At 69.8% G+C, this 18,216-nt stretch carries 12 protein-coding genes and 1 pseudogene; 9 read left to right on the top strand and 4 right to left on the bottom strand.

The window, feature by feature from the left end; translation table 11 throughout:
* Window positions 1–85: 85 nt before the first annotated feature.
* The 9 genes and pseudogenes from OP79_RS07345 to OP79_RS07305 form a co-directional block, all read left to right on the top strand.
* The gene (locus OP79_RS07345) at window positions 86–1,612 is read left to right on the top strand and encodes a purine-cytosine permease family protein (RefSeq protein WP_106972317.1); all 1,527 of its coding nucleotides are present in this window, start codon (window positions 86–88) and stop codon (window positions 1,610–1,612) included.
* Entirely contained in the window at window positions 1,605–2,699 is a 1,095-nt protein-coding gene (locus tag OP79_RS07340) for an S-methyl thiohydantoin desulfurase family protein (protein ID WP_211270754.1), read from the top strand. Before OP79_RS07345 ends, OP79_RS07340 begins: the two co-directional genes overlap by 8 nt.
* A complete protein-coding gene (locus OP79_RS07335; protein WP_033319197.1) occupies window positions 2,696–4,297 on the top strand; it encodes a hydantoinase/oxoprolinase N-terminal domain-containing protein in 1,602 nt (533 codons plus the stop codon). Before OP79_RS07340 ends, OP79_RS07335 begins: the two co-directional genes overlap by 4 nt.
* Before the next feature lie 287 nt (window positions 4,298–4,584).
* Window positions 4,585–5,775, top strand: a complete 1,191-nt coding sequence (locus OP79_RS07330) for a DUF5685 family protein (protein WP_078491659.1) — start codon at window positions 4,585–4,587, stop codon at window positions 5,773–5,775.
* A 1,670-nt stretch (window positions 5,776–7,445) separates the two neighbouring features.
* Window positions 7,446–7,655, top strand: a complete 210-nt coding sequence (locus tag OP79_RS50360; protein WP_051744471.1) for a hypothetical protein — start codon at window positions 7,446–7,448, stop codon at window positions 7,653–7,655.
* Window positions 7,656–7,762: 107 nt separating this feature from the next.
* The gene (locus tag OP79_RS07320; protein ID WP_033319195.1) at window positions 7,763–8,536 is read left to right on the top strand and encodes a bestrophin-like domain; all 774 of its coding nucleotides are present in this window, start codon (window positions 7,763–7,765) and stop codon (window positions 8,534–8,536) included.
* Between the two features lie 98 nt (window positions 8,537–8,634).
* On the top strand, window positions 8,635–10,938 hold the full coding sequence (locus OP79_RS07315; protein WP_051744470.1) for a family 2 encapsulin nanocompartment cargo protein terpene cyclase: 2,304 nt from the start codon (window positions 8,635–8,637) through the stop codon (window positions 10,936–10,938).
* Between the two features lie 364 nt (window positions 10,939–11,302).
* Window positions 11,303–12,715 carry a family 2B encapsulin nanocompartment shell protein gene (locus tag OP79_RS07310; protein WP_033319194.1) on the top strand — a complete coding sequence of 471 codons (1,413 nt, stop codon included), beginning with the start codon at window positions 11,303–11,305 and terminating at the stop codon, window positions 12,713–12,715.
* Window positions 12,716–13,087: 372 nt separating this feature from the next.
* Window positions 13,088–13,459: pseudogene (locus OP79_RS07305) on the top strand (DDE-type integrase/transposase/recombinase); the annotation flags it as partial.
* A 116-nt stretch (window positions 13,460–13,575) separates the two neighbouring features.
* Here OP79_RS07305 and OP79_RS07300 read toward each other — a convergent pair.
* The 4 genes from OP79_RS07300 to biuH form a co-directional block, all read right to left on the bottom strand.
* Window positions 13,576–13,992, bottom strand: a complete 417-nt coding sequence (locus tag OP79_RS07300) for an AtzH-like domain-containing protein (protein WP_245685239.1) — start codon at window positions 13,990–13,992, stop codon at window positions 13,576–13,578.
* A 94-nt stretch (window positions 13,993–14,086) separates the two neighbouring features.
* The gene (locus tag OP79_RS07295) at window positions 14,087–15,823 is read right to left on the bottom strand and encodes a hypothetical protein (RefSeq protein ID WP_033319192.1); all 1,737 of its coding nucleotides are present in this window, start codon (window positions 15,821–15,823) and stop codon (window positions 14,087–14,089) included.
* A gap of 151 nt (window positions 15,824–15,974) precedes the next feature.
* Window positions 15,975–16,715 (bottom strand): cysteine hydrolase family protein, encoded by a 741-nt coding sequence (locus tag OP79_RS07290; protein WP_033319191.1) that lies wholly within the window; start codon window positions 16,713–16,715, stop codon window positions 15,975–15,977.
* A gap of 121 nt (window positions 16,716–16,836) precedes the next feature.
* Complete coding sequence (gene biuH / locus OP79_RS07285; protein ID WP_211270753.1) at window positions 16,837–17,571, bottom strand: biuret amidohydrolase; 735 nt, start codon at window positions 17,569–17,571, stop codon at window positions 16,837–16,839.
* Window positions 17,572–18,216 lie beyond the last annotated feature (645 nt).

Raw genomic sequence — 18,216 nt, 5'->3', positions numbered from 1 at the left:
TACTTTTATTGGCTTCCAGGCCAATAGTTCTTGACCGGTTCGTGCCGCCCGTGGTCGACTCCTGCCGTCCGTTTCTGTTGGTCACATGGCCAATAAGATCGTGGTCGACAACTTCTGGGCGGTGGCACTCATGGACCCTCAGCCGGTACTGACACCCGCGTCGGCGGGCCCGCCCGGCCCGGACGGCACCGGCGGGCCGGGCGGCTCGGGCGGTGATCTGCCCGGCCGCGTCGAAGTGCGCGGCATCGACCACATCCCCGACGCCGAGCGCCACGGACGTCCGCGCGAGCTGTTCTGGGTGTGGTTCGCCGCGAACATCACGTACCTCTACTTCGTCCTCGGCGGTGTCGTCCTGCTGCTCGGACTGACCCTCTGGCAGTCCGTGCTGGTACTCGTCGTGGGCAACCTGTACTGGGTCGGCGTGGGCACCCTCGCCATCAGCGGTCCGCCGTCCGGCACCCCGAGCGTCGTCGTCACCCGCGCGATGTACGGCGTGCGCGGAAACCGGCCCTTCAGCGCGGGCATCGGCTGGCTCGTCGCGATCGCGTACGAAGCCGTCAACCTCGCGCTCGGGGCGCTCGCCGGATTCGCGCTGGCCGACCACGCCGGGCTGACCGTCTCCGGTCCGGTCAAGGTGATCGTGCTGCTCGTCACCGCCGCGGTGACCTTCGCCGTCAGCATCTTCGGCCACGCGACGATCGTGCGGCTCAGCCCGTACTTCACCGCCGTGCTCGCCACCGTGATGGTGCTGCTCGCGGTGTTCGTGCTGCGGGAGGCCGACACCGGCTACGTACCGGAGGCCCCACTGCACGGCGCGGACCTGTGGGCCACGCTCTCGATCGGCGTCGCGATCATCGCCGCCGTGCCGCTGTCCTGGGCCAACGGCGCCGACTACGCGCGCTATCTGCCCCGCACGGTGTCGCTGCGCCGGGTCCTCGGCCACACGGCGCTCGGCGCTTTCCTGCCCCCTGTGATGCTGGGCGTGCTCGGCGTCCTCGCCGGTACGCGCATCGACATGGGCGACCCGCAGGGCAACATCGCCGAGATCGTGCCCGGCTGGTTCTATCCGGTGTTCCTGTTCGTCATCGTGTTCAGCTCGATCACGAACAACATCCTCACCGCCTACTCCTCCGGCCTGTGCCTGCAGTCGATGGGGCTGCGCGTGAGCCGGGCGCGCTCGGTGTTCCTCGACGCCGCGCTCAGCATGGCGATCGCCTCGTACGCCCTGTTCGTCCACGACTTCACCGACACGCTCAGCCGACTCCTCGAGATGACCGTGGTCGTGCTCGCTCCCTCCATGGCCCTGTACGTCGCCGACATCGTGCTGCGCCGCAACCGCTACGACGGCGTCGCCCTCCACGACGAGACGCGGACCAGCCGCTTCTGGTACCGCGGCGGGTTCAACGTCGCGGGCGTGGCCGCGCTCGCGACGGGTACGGCCGTCTCCGTGCTGTGCGTGAACACCTCCGACTTCCAGGGGCCGCTGTCCGAGGCGCTGGCAGGCAGCGACGTGAGCTTCGTGGTCGGGCCCGCGTTCACCGTGGCGGTGTACGCGGCGCTGTGGCGCTGGAGCGAGCGGTCCGCCCGTCCTCAGGAGGCCGGCCGTGGCTGAGCCGATGGTCCTGACCGCCGACGACCTCGACGGCCTGGCCCTCGGCTGCGCTGTCTACGGCACCGGTGGCGGCGGCGACGTCTCCGGTGAGCTGTTGGCCGCTTCCGTGGCCCTGAAGACGTACGGCGACGTCCCCCTCGTACCGATGACCGATCTGCCGACGGACGGACTGATCCTCCCGCTGTCGATGATCGGCGCGCCCACCGTCGCCCTGGAGATGCCGGGCAGCGGCCGGGAGGCGGAGGCGGCCCGGGCCGAGGTCGAGCGGCTGACCGGGCGGCGGGTCGTCGCCGTGATGGCCGCGGAGATCGGCGGCGCGAACGGCGTGGCACCGGTCGGCTGGGCGGCCCGGCTCGGGCTGCCCCTGCTGGACGCGGACGGGATGGGACGCGCCTTTCCCGAGCTGCAGATGGTGTCCATGCACGTCGCGGGCCTGAAACCCGAGGTCGTCGTCCTCGTCGACGCGCTCGGCAACACGGCCTCGCTGCGGCCGGTCGACGCGGTGTGGGCCGAGCGCTGGGGGCGGGCTCTGTGCGTCGCCTCGGGCTCGTCGGCGCTCATGGCCGACCACTTGCTGACGCCCGCCGACCGGGACGCGGTGGTCCACGGGTCGGTGTCCCGGGCCCTGGAGGTGGGCCGGGTGCTGCGAACCGCCGATGAGCCCATGGACGCCCTGGTCGCCGCCCTCGGCGCCCGGCGTCTTGTGACCGGCGTGCTCGAGGACGTGGACCGGGACACCGACGAGGGCTTCGTCCGCGGGAGCGTGACCGTTTCCGGGCGTGGCGCCGACCACGGGCGGCATCTGCGTATCGAGTTGCAGAACGAGAACCTGGTGGCGTGGGAGGGCGGCGCGGTCCTCGCGAGCGTTCCCGACCTGATCACGGTGTGCGACACGCAGACGGGCATCCCGATCGCCACCGAGTCCCTGCGCTTCGGCCAGCGGGTCACGGTGCTCGCCTGGCCGTGCGACCCGCTGTGGCGCACCCCGCGCGGCCTGGAGGTCGCGGGCCCGGCGGCCTTCGGATACGAGCATCACTACATGCCGGTGGAGTGGACCGGCCTGCTGATGGAAGGGGGCCGCCGATGACCCGCAACTCCTCGTCGACCCGCAACCCCTCGTCCCGGCTGCGGATCGGCATCGACGTGGGCGGCACCAACACCGACGCCGTGGCGCTCGACGCGCGCGACCGGCTCGTCGCCCGCGCCAAGCGGCCGACCACGGACGACGTCACCGGCGGTATGCGCGCCGCGCTCGAAGCGGTCCTGGCGGAACTGGGGGAGCGGTCCCGGGACGTACGCGCCGTCATGCTCGGCACGACCCACGCCACCAACGCTGTCGCCGAGCGCCAGGGCCTCGCCCGGGTCGGCGTCCTGCGTATCGCCGGACCGGTCGCCGACGCGGTCCCGCCGCTCGCCGCCTGGCCGTCCGACCTGTACGGGAAGGTCGTCGCCGGTGTCGCCGGGGTCGGCGGCGGTCATCTGATCGACGGGCACCCGGTGGCCCCGCTGGACATCGAGGCCGTCAAGCGTTTCCTGGGGGAGGTCGCGGGACAAGCCCAGGCGATCGCCGTGACCTCGGTGTTCGGGCCGGTGCAACCTGAGCACGAACTGTGCGTCGCCGAGCTCGTACGGGCCGAACTCGGCACTGGAGTGCGCGTCTCGATGGGCCATCAGATCGGCGCCCTGGGCCTGTTGGCACGAGAGAACTCGACGGTCCTCAACGCGGCGCTCGGCCCCGCGATCGGAGTGGTCACGGCGGCCCTCTCCCGGGTCGTCACCGACCACGGCCTCGACGCCGCCACCTACTTCGCGCAGAACGACGGCACGCTCATGGAGGCGGCCCACGCCGACCGTTTCCCCGTGCTCACCATCGGCTCCGGGCCGTCGAACTCCCTGCGCGGCGCCGCGCTGCTGACCGGCCGAAGCGACGCCATCGTCGCCGACGTCGGGGGCACCACGACCGACCTGGGCGTCCTGGTCGACGGCTTCGCGCGGGAGAGCGCCGCCGGGTGCGTCATCGGCGGCGTACAGACGAACCTGTCCATGCCCGACGTGCTGTCCATCGCCTACGGCGGCGGCACCGTCGTCCACGACAGCCGTGTCGGACCCGACTCCGTCGACCGGGCGATCACCACGCGTGCCCTGGTGTTCGGCGGCGACACGCCCACGCTCAGCGACGCGGGAGTCCTCGCCGGACGGATCGCCCTCGGGGACCGTGACCGCATCGCCGACCACCGGGACGGCGGGCCGGCCGCCCGGCTCAAGACGGCGGTGGAGGACTTCGACACCGAGTTGTCCCATGCCGTGGGCCTCGTCTCGCACGGCCGCTGCGACCAGCCGGTCATCGCCGTCGGCGGCGCGGCAGGCCTGGTCCCCGACACGGTCGGCGGGCATGCCGTCGAACGGCCCCGCAACGCGGATGTCGCCAACGCGGTCGGCGCGGCCATCGCCCTCGTCGGCGGTGAGTACGAGACCGTCGTCCCGGCCGGTTCGGGACGTCGGGAAGCTCTCCAGGAGGCGCGCGCCACCGCCGTCGAGCGGGCGATCGAGAGGGGCGCGGACCCCGACGACGTCTCCGTCGTCCGCATCCGCGAGGTGCCTCTCAGCTACGGCGGCCACCGGTCGATCAGGGTCACCGTGAAGGCGGTCGGGCGGCTGGCGGACCCGGGCTTGCCTCCTCCGTAGGCGAAAAGGAGCTCGCCCTGCGGCGGCCACAAGGTCAGGACGGGCGGCAAGGTTCGCGCCAAGTGGACAGACGCCGCGCGGGGGGTTTGTGACGGTACTGGTGCACAGCGAATCCGTCGAGAGTCCGTATGTCCCAAGGATCGTTCCGCAAACGACTGCTGACTGTGAGTGAAATACGATTCTTCACGGCGTATGGGTGATGGGCGGCGTGTACGGGTGAACGCGGGGATCGGTACGATGCCGCAGCTCACCGCAGTTCAACGCCTTACGTACCACGGGGGATCGTCGTGTTCGGAATCGTCAGGCCCTGCCGTCACCGGCTCGGAGAGAGTCTCAAAACCCAGTGGATGGCGCATTTGTGCGGGCTGTGCCTCGCGCTGCGCAAGGACCACGGACAGTTCGCGAGGGTCGTCACGAACTACGACGGCTTGCTGATATCTGTTCTGACGGAGGCTCAGGCAGAGAAGGACGGCGGCGGGCGGCGCACGGCGGGACCGTGTCCGCTGCGCGGAATGCGTAGCGCGTCCGTCGCACACGGTGAGGGGGCGCGGCTCGCGGCCGCCGTCTCGCTGGTGCTCGCCTCCGCCAAGGTGCGCGACCACGTCGCCGACAAGGACGGGCTGCTGGCCCGCAAACCGGTGGCGCTCGCCGCGCGCCGGGTCGCCGCGAGCTGGGGCCGGGCCGGGGAGCGGACCGGCTCGGACGTCGGCTTCGACACCGCCCTGCTCGTCGACGCCGTGGACCGGCAGGTCGGCATCGAGGCGCTCGCCGGGCTCGGAACGCCCCTTCTCACGGTCACCGAACCGACCGAGACCGCGACCGCCGCCGCCTTCGCCCACACCGCGGTCCTCGCCGGACGGCCGGGCAACGCGGAACCGCTCGCCGAGGCCGGGCGCCTCTTCGGGCGGCTCGCGCATCTCCTGGACGCCGTGGAGGACAAGGAGGCTGACGCCGCGTCGGGTGCCTGGAACCCGCTCACCGCGACCGGGACGCCGCTCACGGAGGCCCGGCGGCTCGCCGACGACGCCGTGCACGGGATACGGCTCGCGCTGCGGGAGGCCGACTTCACGGACGCGAAGCTCGCGCACCGGCTGCTCGTGCACGAGCTGCGCACCTCCGTGGACCGGGCCTTCGGCACCGCCGCCTGCGCGCACGGACCCGCGCCGACAGGAGCGATGCCGGGCGGACCGTACGCCCCGCCCGGCGGCCCGTGGGCCCCGTTGCCCCCGGAGCCGCCCCGCCGCGACCGGCGCGGGCTGCTCGCCGGGTGCGCGGTGTGGATGGGGCTCGCCTGCACCTGCCAGATGTGCTGCGGAGGGTTCGACGACCCGTGGAGCCGGGAACGCCGGGAAGGACTGTGCACCAGCACCGACTGCAGCGGCTGCGGTGACTGCTGCAGCTGCTGTGAGTGCTGCGGGAACTGTTGCGGCGACGACGGCTGCGGCTGCGACGGCTGCGACTGCGGCTGCAGTTGCTGAGCCGCTCCCGGTCGGTCCCTTGAGCTCCGGCGGCGAGATCGGCCGAGATCGGCGAGGTCGCGGTCGCCGAACCTGACCCCCGCATCCTCGCCGTCTTCAACGAGGCCACCGGCCCCCTCCGGGCCCGTGATGTCAGCGAAGCCCTCGACCACGAACTGCTGCGCAAGAACATCGAAGGCACCCGCGCCGAGCTGAAACGCCTCGCCAAGCCCGACATCCTCACCGAGGCCGACACCGGCAGCTTCACCCTCGCCCGTCCAGTACCTGTGGGCACCGAACGCCCAGACGTCGTCCCGGGAGACGGTGACGATGTCGTACAGCGAGGCGTCGTCCTCCGGATCCGGCTCGGGGCGGTGGAACTCGGGCGTCGGGAACGACCGCCACTTCTTCCCGTCGAAGTGCACGTCCAGGCAGGCGTCTCGGCGGGCGGTGTCTCCTGGTCAGACGTCGGTCGTCCCCTGCCCGGCGACGCGGCCACCACCCGCCGGTCGGCCGTCGACAGCGCCTCGTCCACGGCCCGTTCAGCGGCGGCACGGCGCTGATCCCGCTCCTCGTCGGTCCACAGCGAGGGCGGCGCGAGCGACCGGACGTACCACCGCCACAGGGGCACTCGCTCGCGGCGCGCCGCCGCGTGAGGGCCGCGCACGCCTGTACGGCGAGGACGCAGAGCCCGAGGGCGAAGAGCGCCAGGGCAGCAGGGCCACGAAGAAGTCCGAGACGCCGCCCCACCTCCTTGACCGCCATCTCCCGCCGCAAGACCCTGTCGTACGCCGTCCACACGGACCCGTACCCGCCGGATCTCACCTGGCTCCCGACCCGATAACGCCCACCGAGCGCGCCCTGGCCCCATCCCCTGCACCACGGCCCTTCCCAGAGGGACCGCGGGAGGCGGCGGAAGAGGAGAACGGGCCGGCTGTCACGCGGGCGTGCGGGCGGACGCCACCGCGGAGTTGATCGCGCCGGCGGACAGCCGGCTACTGCGAGTCGGCGCAGGCCGGCCCGGCCTGCTGCGGGATCCCCGGACTCCTGTCCATTCGAACGCCAGGTCGTGGCATGCCTCGTCCGAGGGAAGCGCGACGTATCCCGATTGCCCGCAGGTCTGCCTGCACAGCCTTGAAGACATGACGGAGTGGGGGATCACGTCGGCCCGCAGGGGACTGATGCGAGTGAGCGTCGCCGCCGTTGTCGTGCTGGGCTCGGTTGCACTCACGAGTGGTGCGGTGCGGGCGGAGACGGCCGATACGGACAGCCCGCCGCCCCACGGTGTACGTGTCGAAGTGACGGCGGGGCCCGCGCCTGGATGCCGTCGGATCGTCGTTGACACCGAGGGTGGCCACTCCCTCGTGACCGTGGGGTGTGACCCCTGCCCGCACTCGTACGTGGCCGTGACAGCGCGCACGGCGCCCCAGCTGCAGTTGAGCCTCGTGTGGAAGCGACCGTGCGAGAGGCCGCCCGCCACGCCGCCCGCGCCGCCCTCACCTACTCCGCGTCCTGAGCCCTCACCTACTCCGCGTCCTGAGCCCTCGCCTCCGAGCGCCCCTGTCCCCACCCCTGCCTCCCCGTCACCTACCCCTGCTTCCCCGACCCCCACGCCCTCCCCACCGAGGGTCACAGCTCCGCAGGCCGCGCTTCCCGTGCCGACCCGGCCGCACCCCTCGAAGGCGGCCGGTATGCCGAGCCAGAAGCCGAAACACCCGGAGCGGGCGGCGCCGACCCCGCAGCCCGACACGCACCGGACGTACCAGGCCCCGCCGCGCAGAGCGACACGCGACGGGATCCCGTTGATGACCCTGGCCCTGCTGCTCATGGCTCCGGCGGTACTGGCCGCGGCGGCCCTGCGCACGCGTTCCTCGTCCCGGGGCGGCGGGCGCGGCCGTTAGGCGGCCACCTGGGTCGCGCCCCTCACCACCGCCACAGGTTGAGACGCAGCGACCGGACCAAGCCCCCACTGCAAGCCCCACCGACCCTGCCGCTCTACGGAGGTTCCATGTCGCAATGGCTGGTCCTGGCTCTGGTGATGGCCTCGGCCTGCGTGGTGGTCCTGGCCATCACCCTGCTCAAGCACCGGCGTATCGGTGCTGATGACGATCCCACCGAGACCCCCGACGTCATCGAGTACATGACCATGATGATCGGTGTTGTCTACGCGATCGTGCTCGGACTCGCCATCGCCGGTGGCTGGGAGGCGCGCAGTGCCGCGCATGACAACGTACGCGCCGAGGCCCAGGCCCTGCACGAGGTCAACGAGCGTGCTCAGGCCTACCCGGCGGCCGTACGGGACCGCATCAAGAAGGACATCGACGCCTACGTGCGCTACGTGGTCGACGAGGAGTGGCAGGTCATGGCCGATCACGGCGAACTGTCCGACCGGGGAACCGAACTGTTCTCGCGGGTACGCAAGGACGTCGCCGGCTACGAACCGCGGACCGATCAGGAGGACCGGGCCTACCAGCCGATGGTCGACCAGGTTGCCGTTGCCGATGACGCCCGGGGCTCCCGGGGCGACAGCGCGGGTGGGGCGATGCCGGGCGTGGTCTGGTTCGGCCTCATCGCGGGCGCGATGGTGACGATCGGCATGATCTTCACCCTGCAGATCCGCACCTCTCCACCGGAATTGCTGCTCGCCGGCCTGTTCAGCGCCCTGATCGCCTTCCTGCTCTTCTTGATCTGGGAATTCGACTCCCCCTTCAGCCGGGACGCCGGCACGGCGGCCGGCCCCTTCCTCGACCTCTTCCCCGCCGTCGACTCAGCCGCACCCTGACCGCCGTCGGCGGCGACGCCGTCCCGGACAGCCCGTCGTCCGAAAGAGCGACGCATCCGGAAAGCAGCACCTCCACAGAGAGGAACGAGAGGCAGACCATGTCACAGCCCTTCAAACTTCCGGCGTTCTACGAGCCGTACCCGGCACGGCTCAGCCCCCACCTGGAGACGGTGCGGAAGGACTCCAAGACCTGGGCCCGCAGGATGGGGATGATCGAGGGATCGGAGGTCTGGGACAGCCGTGACTTCGACTCCCACGACTACGCCTTGCTGTGCTCGTACACCCATCCCGACGCCCCGGCCGCCGAGCTGTCCTTGGTCACCGAGTGGTACGTGTGGGTGTTCTTCTTCGACGACGACTTCCTGCGGCGTTTCAAGCGCAGCCAGGACCTTCCCGGAGCCCGCGCCTACCTCGACCGGTTGCCGGCCTTCATGCCGATGGAGCCCGGGGGTGCGCCCGCGGAGCCGGCAAGCGCGGTCGAACGCGGCCTGGCCGACCTGTGGGCCCGCACCGTGCCGGCCATGTCCCAGGACTGGCGCCGCCGGTTCGCGACGAGCACGAAAGCCCTGCTCGAGGAATCCCTGTGGGAGCTGCGCAACATCTCCGACGGCCGTGTCGCCAATCCGCTGGAGTACATCGAGATGCGGCGCAAGGTGGGCGGTGCCCCCTGGTCCGCGGGTCTCGTCGAGTACGCCGCGGGCGCCGAGGTGCCGGAGCCGATCGCGGCCTGCCGTCCCATGCTCGTGCTCCGGGACACCTTCTCCGACGCGGTGCACCTGCGGAACGACCTGTTCTCCTACCAGCGGGAGATCGAGGACGAGGGCGAACTCTCCAACAGCGTGCTGGTCTTCGAACGGTTCCTGGGCTGCGACACCCAGCAGGCCGCCGACGCCGTCAACGAGCTGCTCACCTCTCGGCTGCAGCAGTTCGAGCACACCGCGCTGACCGAGCTGGCACCGCTGTTCGCCGAGCACGGCCTGCCCCCGCAGTCCTGCGCCGACGTCCTGGCCTACGTCAAGGGACTCCAGGACTGGCAGGCGGGCGGCCACGAATGGCACATGCGCTCCAGCCGCTACATGAACGGCGCGGCCGCAGGCTCACCGGTCACGGCGAGTGCATCAGCCATCCCGGGCGGCCTGGCGGGTGTCCTGCACGGTCCGACCGGTCTGGGCACCTCCGCGGCCCGCATCACGGCCTCGGTGGTGGCAACGATGCCGAAGCGGCTGCGCAGCCACGCGCATGTGCCGTTCCAGCGGGTTGGGCCGGTCCCCGTCCCCGAGCTGTACATGCCGTTCACCACACAGCTGAGCCCTCATCTGGACGACTCACGCGAGCACGTCGTCGACTGGGCCCACACGGTGGGCATGCTGGAGCCGCTGCCCGGCGTGCCCGGTCCCGGCATCTGGGACGAACACAAGCTGCGGGCCTTCGACTTCGCCCTGTGCTCGGCGGGCATCCATCCGGACGCCTCCCCCGAAGAGCTGGACCTGACGTCGCACTGGCTCACCTGGGGAACGTACGCCGACGACTACTACCCCGCCGTGTTCGGACCCCGGTCCGACATCACCGGCGCCAGGCTGTGCAACGAGCGGCTGTCCGCGTTCATGCCGGTGGACTCCACGGCGGTCCCCACCCCGGCGAACGCGCTGGAACGCGGGCTCGCGGACCTGTGGTCCCGTACGGCCGGCCCGATGACGACCGCCGCACGCCGCGCGTTCCGCGGCACCATCGAGGACATGACCGGCAGCTGGGTGTGGGAACTGTGCAACGCGGCGGAGAACCGCATCCCCGACCCGGTCGACTACATCGAGATGCGGCGCAAGACCTTCGGGGCGGACCTCACGATGAGTCTGTGCCGCCTGTCCCACCGGCGCACGGTACCGCCGGAGGCGTACCGGAGCCGTCCCGTCCAGGCGATGCAGAACTCGGCGGCGGACTACGCGGCCCTGATCAACGACCTGTACTCGTACCAGAAGGAGATCGAGTTCGAGGGTGAGATCCACAACGCCGTCCTCGTCGTCCAGGACTTCTTCGACTGCGGCCTCACCGAAGCGCTCGGCATCGTTGCCGATCTGATGACCTCACGGATGCGGGAGTTCGAACGCGTGGTGTCCACCGAGCTTCCGGAGATGTTCGACCAGCTGGATCTCGACTCCGACACACGGGCCACGCTCACCGGGTACGCACAGGAACTCAAGCACTGGCTCGCCGGAATCCTCATCTGGCACCGGCAGTGCCACCGATACGAGGAAGCCGAGCTGCGCCGCCCGGTGGGCAGGTGGACCAGCCTGCCCACCCGTCCCACCGGTCTCGGTACATCAGCGGCTCGTATCCCGGCCTCCGCACGTCTCCGCACTCCTGCCGCCGTCCCGCCGCCGTCCCGCGGACGGGGCCGCGCCTGAGGTGCCCCTGCAGCAGGTGCGCGACGGTCTCACCGGGCGGTTGCCCCGTCCGCGCCGTCGACGCACTCGGCCTTGTCGTACTCTCAAATCCGCCGAATTGCGATCCGCAATCGAGCCACTCCCGTGGCTCGGCCGCACTGCGTGAATTCCGCTTTCGCCATTGGGGGTGCCATTTGGGTGCAATTTCATGCCAAAAAGAGCCCGTCAAAGCGGAAGCGCCCCTCTGGGGAATCCTCGGTGGTGCCCGTTCGGTGGCAGTTCATTCCCACTCGTTTGAGTTATGGCAAGACGCCGGTTTCAAATGTCACGCTTTTTCAGCGAGCCGAAAAACTGATTCTCCATCACAAACGCTTGGGGGAAATACATGTCGGTCGAGGCGGGTAGCGAGAACCGCACGGAGCAAGACCGTCGCCAGCAGAGCCTGGCGACGTCGGCCGCGCGCAACCTGGCCACCACCACCAAGTCCGCCCCGCAGATGCAGGAGATCACCTCCAGGTGGCTGCTGCGGATGCTGCCCTGGGTCCAGGTGGAAGGCGGAACCTACCGGGTGAACCGTCGGCTGAACTATGCGGTCGGGGACGGGCGCGTGACCTTCGTGAAGACGGGGGACCAGGTGGAAGTGATCCCGGCCGAGCTGGGGGAACTTCCGGTTCTGCGGGACTACGGCGACCTCGAGGTGCTCGGCGAACTGGCGCGGCGCTGCCGGCAGCAGGAGTACGAGCCCGGGGCGGTCCTCGCCTCCTTCGGCAGCCAGGCGGACACGGTGTTCCTGTTGGCGCACGGCAAGGTCGAGAAGGTGGGCTCCGGGCCCTACGGAGATGACGCGGTACTCGGAGTACTGGCCGACGGCGCCTACTTCGGCGACCAATGCCTCACCGCCTCCGACGGCATCTGGGAGTTCACGGCACGTGCCCTGACCCATTGCACCGTTCTCGCCCTCACCCGGCAGGATGTCCTGACACTGGCGGACCGTTCCGTATCGCTCCACGCCCACCTGGAGCAGGTGCGGTCCGTTCCCGAGCAGCGCACCAACAAATACGGGGAGGCCGCGATCGACCTGTCGGCCGGCCACGTCGGAGAAGCCCTGCTACCGCACACATTCGTGGACTACGAGTCGGCCCCGCGCGAGTACGAACTGAGCGTCGCGCAGACGGTGCTGCGGATCCACAGCAGGGTCGCCGACCTCTACAACCAGCCGATGAACCAGACGGAGCAGCAGTTGCGGCTCACCGTGGAGGCGCTCAAAGAACGCCAGGAGCACGAACTCGTCAACAACCGTGAGTTCGGTCTGCTTCACAACTGCGAGTACGACCAGCGTCTGCAGCCACACAACGGCGTTCCCAGCCCCGACGACATGGACGAACTGCTCAGCAGGCGCCGCGGATCCAAGCTGTTCCTCGCCCACCCCAGGGCGATCGCCGCGTTCGGACGGGAATGCAGCAAGCGGGGTCTCTACCCGGACACGGTGGACATGCACGGCCACCAGGTGCCCGCCTGGCGCGGTGTGCCGATCTTCCCCTGCAACAAGATCCCGATCTCCGACGCCCGTACGACATCGATCATCTGCATGCGTACGGGCGAGTCGGAAGCGGGCGTCATCGGGCTCAGGCAGAGCGGCATCCCGGACGAGATCGAGCCGAGCCTGTCCGTTCGCTTTATGGGCATCAGCGAGCAGGCGATCATCTCGTACCTGGTCACGGCCTACTATTCGGCGGCAGTCCTGGTGCCGGACGCCCTCGGCGTCCTGGAGAACGTCGAAATCGGCCACTGGCGCTGACACAGGTGCCGAGACCCGGAGCTGGGCCGGACAGCCCTTGGACGATCGCGGACCGTCCAAGGGCTGTCCGGCACCCCGGCGGGCCCTCGACGCCGGCTACGGCCACTCGCGGCTGCGGATCTCGACGTCGAAGGAGAGGAAGGGCGCGAACTCCGCCCAGGCATCGGACCACAGCTTGATCACCGCTGGATACTTCGTGCCTCAGGTGTCGCTGAACTCCAGGAACGGCGTTGGCACGTTGGCTGAGCGGGGCGGGATGATCTTGTGGTTGATCGTGTCTGGAGGGGATCGCCCGTGTCGTCCGCGTCGCTGTCGTACAAGGGGCACCGGTACCCGGTCGAGATCATCTCGCACTGCGTGTGGCTGTACTTCGCCAGGCGCTTCTTCCGCCGCCTGCCGAAGAACACGGGTGCGGTGCCGCGGGTGATCGTCACCGACAGGCTCCGCTCCTACGGCGCGGCCCACCGCGAGATCATGCCCTCGGTCGAGCACCGCTCCCACAAAGGCCTGAACAACCGGGCCGAGAACTCCCGCCAACCGACCCGGCAGCGCGAACGGGCCGTGAAAGGCTTCCGCAGCGCCGGCGGAGCGCAGAGATTCCTCGCCGCGTTCAGCGGCATTTCACCCCACTTCCGGCCCCGCCGCCACCTGATGTCCGCTCCCAACTACCGAGCCGAGATGACCGTCCGCTTCGCGACCCGGGACCAGGTCACCAGCGTCGCCGGCCTGCCCACCACGCCCTGAGCACCCGGCCCACCACACCCCACCACACCGTCAAAACACCTACACATCCAACAACGTGACAGCGCCGGTCCGCCGCTTCTGGCGGCCCGTCTCGTCGGCATGGCCGCCAAGGCCCTTCACGCGCCCGGCCGGGAGGTCTCGTCCGGCACCTCCGACACATGGGCGCTGACAATGCGCCAGCCTACGGAGAAGCGTGTCCACGACTGCGTCTGGCGGCCGACGGCGTTACCCCCGGGGTAGGCGAACAGGGTGGTGACCACCGCGTAGTCGGTCCCGAACGTGCTGATTCTGGTGTCGAAGAGTTTTCTGCCCGGGGGAAACGGCGGTTGTTGCCGTCGCCAGTCCCGGATTTCCTCGATCCCGGCCTGCCGATCGGCGATACCGAAGCGGACCGTGTCGGGTGAGGTCCAGAAGTACCCGGTGATGCTTTCGTGGTCGTCGGTGACCAGGGCTTCCTCGTAGCCGGCGAAGACCGCCGTCACTTCGGCGACCGTCTGTGGCAGGTCCACGTCCATCCGCTCTCCGTTCGTCATGGGTCCGATCCGTCCTCGCGCGGCCGTGCGGCCAGGTGGTCACCCGGCCGCACGGAAGTCGCCTTCAGCCGTCGTCAGCTGTGGTGAGCCATCGTCAGTCGGTGGCCGCCGACTTGTCCGGCTCGGCGGTCTCGGTGGCCTCGTCCGGCAGGACGGCGGCGCCGGCGCCGGCCGGCACAGTTTCCGGGACCGGGTCAGGTCCCTGCTCGTCCTCCGGCTCTGGCGCCGCAGCCGCAGAGGAGCCGCCGCCGTGCAGCCGCTCGAGTGCCAGTTCCTCGGCGTCCGGCTCGCGGGGCGCCGGCCGGGTCAGAGCGAAGGCTCCGCACAGCACGGCTGCGAAGAGGTAACCGAGGCTGACGCTCCCGCTGGCGTTCCAGTCGATCTTCGGGGCGTGGATGAGCCCGATGAAGGAGAGTGCCGCTCCGGCCAGGGCCACTCCTGCCGCCGGGACGAACCGTTTGTCGATGACGAACGCGACGAGCGCGCCCAGGATCAGGCCGGCCAGGATCGCGCCCTGGCCGAGGACCATCAGCCCGTGGTAAACGACACCCGACGACTCCAGACCGGCCTCCCCGACCTTGGTCGCGCTGGTGCCGGCGGCTGCGAGGGCGTTGTCGATCTGGCCGACGGCCCAGGAGGCCAGGTTCGGCACGAGTGCGGCGACCACGGCCGCGGCGTGTGCCTTGGGTGAGAGCTGGAAGGCCTGGGCGCCGATGAGCAGGCCGATGTAGAGCAGGATGGGCACGATCGCGGCGACCGGGAAGATCGCGCCCAACAGACTGAACATGCCCAGGAAGCACATCAGAGCGATGACCGCGCCGGTGGCCAGCGAGTAGCCGGTGCGCCCGCCGGCCTTCTTCCACCCGGGGTGACCGACGTATACGGCGGGCGGGAAGGGAGAGCCCAGCGCGGAGCCGATGACGGCGCCCGCGCCGTCGGCCAGCAGTACCGAACGCAGGTTGTAGTTGTCACCGGCGGCAGCGGCGCTCTCGACGTTGCTCATCCCCTCGGTGAAGTTGTAGACACCCAGCGGGATGGCGGTGGCGAGCAGCGGTGCGACGTCCGAGAGACCGGAGAACAGCGTGCCGAGGTGGAGGCCCGGGAGAGCGAAGGTGATGTCGTCGGCCGCCGCTGAGACCGCAGAGCCGTCCATTGCTCCGCCGGCCCAGCCGATGGCGGTGCCCACCAGCAGCGCGGCGAGCCCGATGGGGATGTTGCCGGGCAGCTTCAGATCGGTCATGAGACCGATCAGGAGCAGCAGGAAGACCGGCAGGGCGATCCACAGGTTGTCCCACATCTGGCCGGCAGGCCGCATGGAGATGAAGGAGACAGAGATACCGGCGAGGGTGCCGAGCAGGGCTGCCCGGGGTGCGTACCGGCGTATGTACGGGCCGATGAAGGCCCCGATGATGACGATCACGCCGATGATGAAGGCCCAGGCGATACCGGCCTTCCAGGCCAGCAGCGGATCCTTGGTCTTGAGGTAGATCGGCAGCATGATGACGAACACGACGATGAACATGTGCGGCACGCTCGGCCCGTAGGGCATCGCGGTGACATCCTGCCGCCCCTCCCGCAGCGCGAGTCTGCGGCCGAGGTAGGCGTAGTAGATGTTGCCCGCGATCAGGGCGATGCCCAGCGCCGGCAGGATGATGTGGAAGACATCGTCGGCGGGAATCTTGAGGACTCCCAGGCACAACCCGGTCAAAGTGAGCACATTGACCAGGACGTTGACGCCCAGTCCGAAGAACGCGTTGGTGTCGCCCCGTACCCACAGCGGGAGGGGCATGGGTCTTTTCTCGGTGGGGGCGGTGCGGCGGAGCGACAGCATGGGATCACCCTTCGTCGGGTGGAGCGGTGGTTACGGCGCGGGGTACGCCGGGTAACGGGGTGTTGGCGGGCCGAGGCACCGCTGAGGTGACGGTGCGGTCGGGTCAGTCGGGGGCGCGCTCGGTCGGCCGGGGCGCTGGTCCGGGGCCCTGTCAGAGCGGCTGGCTAGCCGGTTCGCGGACGGTTTCAGGAGCGTCGGGGCCGGCGGGCGATGCGGTGGCCAGTGCCGCCAGGAACGCGGCCGACTCCGCGGTCCAGCCGAAGATGCCGCCCTGCGCGGCCACCATCTCCAGGCCCGCCTGCTGGAATTGAGGGAAGTACGAGCCGACGCAGTCCGACAGCACCAGGCACTCGTATCCACGGTCGTTGGCTTCGCGGACCGTCGTATGCACACACACTTCGGTGGTGACGCCGGTGACCACGAGACGGCGGATGCCGCGAGCGGTGAGCAGATCACCGAACCCGGTGGCGTAGAAGGCGCCTTTGCCCGGCTTGTCGATCACCGGCTCACCCGCCACCGGGTAGAGCTCCTCGATGATGTCGTGGCCCTCCTCACCGCGGACCAGTATTCGGCCCTTGGGGCCCGGGTCGCCGATGCGCATGCTGGGGTTTCCTCGCAGCAGCTTGCTGGGGGGACAGTCGGACAGGTCCGGCAGGTGTCCCTCGCGGGTGTGCATGACCGCCATGCCCACGGCGCGGCAGGCGTCGAGTACGGCCCGCAGCGGAGCGATGGTTCTCCGTAGTTGTTCCACGTCATTGCCCAGGCTCTCGCCGAATCCGCCGGGTTCGAGGAAGTCCCGCTGCATGTCGATGAGAACGAGTGCCGTCTCGGCGGGGTCGAAGGAGAACGGGTACGGGGCGGCCTCGACACTGAGTGATTCTGGGACTGCCATGGCGGTTCCTGCTTTCGTCGAGGGGAATTGGAGTCGACTCGGTCGCTCGGGCGGATTGGGCCCATGCGCCCGGATGTGCAGGACTGTTCGAGCGGTGCAGGGGCCCGTCCCGGGAGTCAGCTCAGGAGGTGGCCTCAGTCGTGGCGGCGATCAGGTCGTCGGCGGTGGAGACGCATCCGAAGACGCCGCCCTGCATGGTCACCATGTGCAGCGCGGCTTCATGGTTCGAAGGGTCCGTCGCGCCGGTGCAGTCGGAGAGGATCAGACATTCGTAGCCGCGGTCGTTGGCCTCGCGCATGGTGGTGTGGACGCACACGTCCGTGGTGATGCCGGTGAGGACCAGATGTGTGATGCCCCGGGTGCGCAGTACGAGGTCGAGGTTGGTGGCGTAGAACGCCCCCTTGCCCGGCTTGTCCACGATCACCTCACCGGGAAACGGGGCCACTTCGGGCACGATCTCCCAGCCGGGTTCCCCCCGGACCAGAATGCGGCCGCACGGTCCGGCGGCGCCGATCTCGGCGCCGATCTGCGCGGACCGCCAGCGCTTGTTGGCCGGCAGGTCTGCCAGATCGGGGGCGTGCCCCTCACGAGTGTGGACCACGAGCATGCCCGTGCTGCGGGCGTGCGCGAGCAGCTTCTGCGTCGCCGGGAGCCCGGCCCGGGTCAGCGAGATGTCGTATCCCATCGTGTCCACGTAACCGCCGGGTCCGCAGAAGTCCGTCTGCCAGTCGATGCAGAGCACGGCGACACGGTCGGCGGGCACGGATGTGTCGTACGGCCATGCGTAGGGCTTCGCGGTGACCGGGCCGACGATTACTGTCGGGCTTTGCGGACTTATGAGCGTACTGTCAGCCATTGACCCCCCAAGCCGGTGAAGCGGTGTATGGGAAAGTAGCCACAATATTTCTGGCATTCCGTACATGGTGATTATGTGGAAATTAGTTTCGGCCAGACGGTCGCCACGTTACGGAGAAATGACGCGGCCACGGGTGGGCGCAGGGCCCAGGGCCAGGGCCCCTTTACGGAACGACTACGCCCTCCAGCGTGCGCAGCGGCAGCCCGGGCCGGTCAGGGACGGCGAAGCTGCGGGCCGCCAGAAGCGGCGGACCGGCGCTGTCGCGTTGTTGGATGTGTAGGTGTTTTGACGGTGTGTTGGGGTGTGGTGGGCCGGGTTCCGGCCGGGTGCTCAGGGCGTGGTGGGCAGGCCGGCGACGCTGGTGACCTGGTCCCAGATCGCGAAGCGGGGTAGAGCACCGGCTGCCCGTAGCGGGCACGGGCACGATCGGCGACGGCTTCGATCGCGAGGGGCTTGTCGTCCCGCGTGTCGAGGGTGAGCTGACGGATGGTGTCCCGCCGAGTGGTGTAGCCGGTCGAGGGTCGTGAACGCGCGGGTGTCTGCCCGGGGGCGTGCAACCGCTGGTGGTGAGTGCTCCCTGAACAAGGGCAGGCCATCGCGCAAGTCTCCCTGGTGAACGGGCAGTTCGACCGGAGGAGCACACGC

This window comes from Streptomyces yerevanensis (assembly GCF_000716805.1).
Lineage (GTDB): Bacteria > Actinomycetota > Actinomycetes > Streptomycetales > Streptomycetaceae > Streptomyces > Streptomyces flaveus.
The sequence above is the reverse complement of the archived record's forward strand: the minus strand, read 5'-3'. Positions and strand labels throughout refer to the sequence as shown.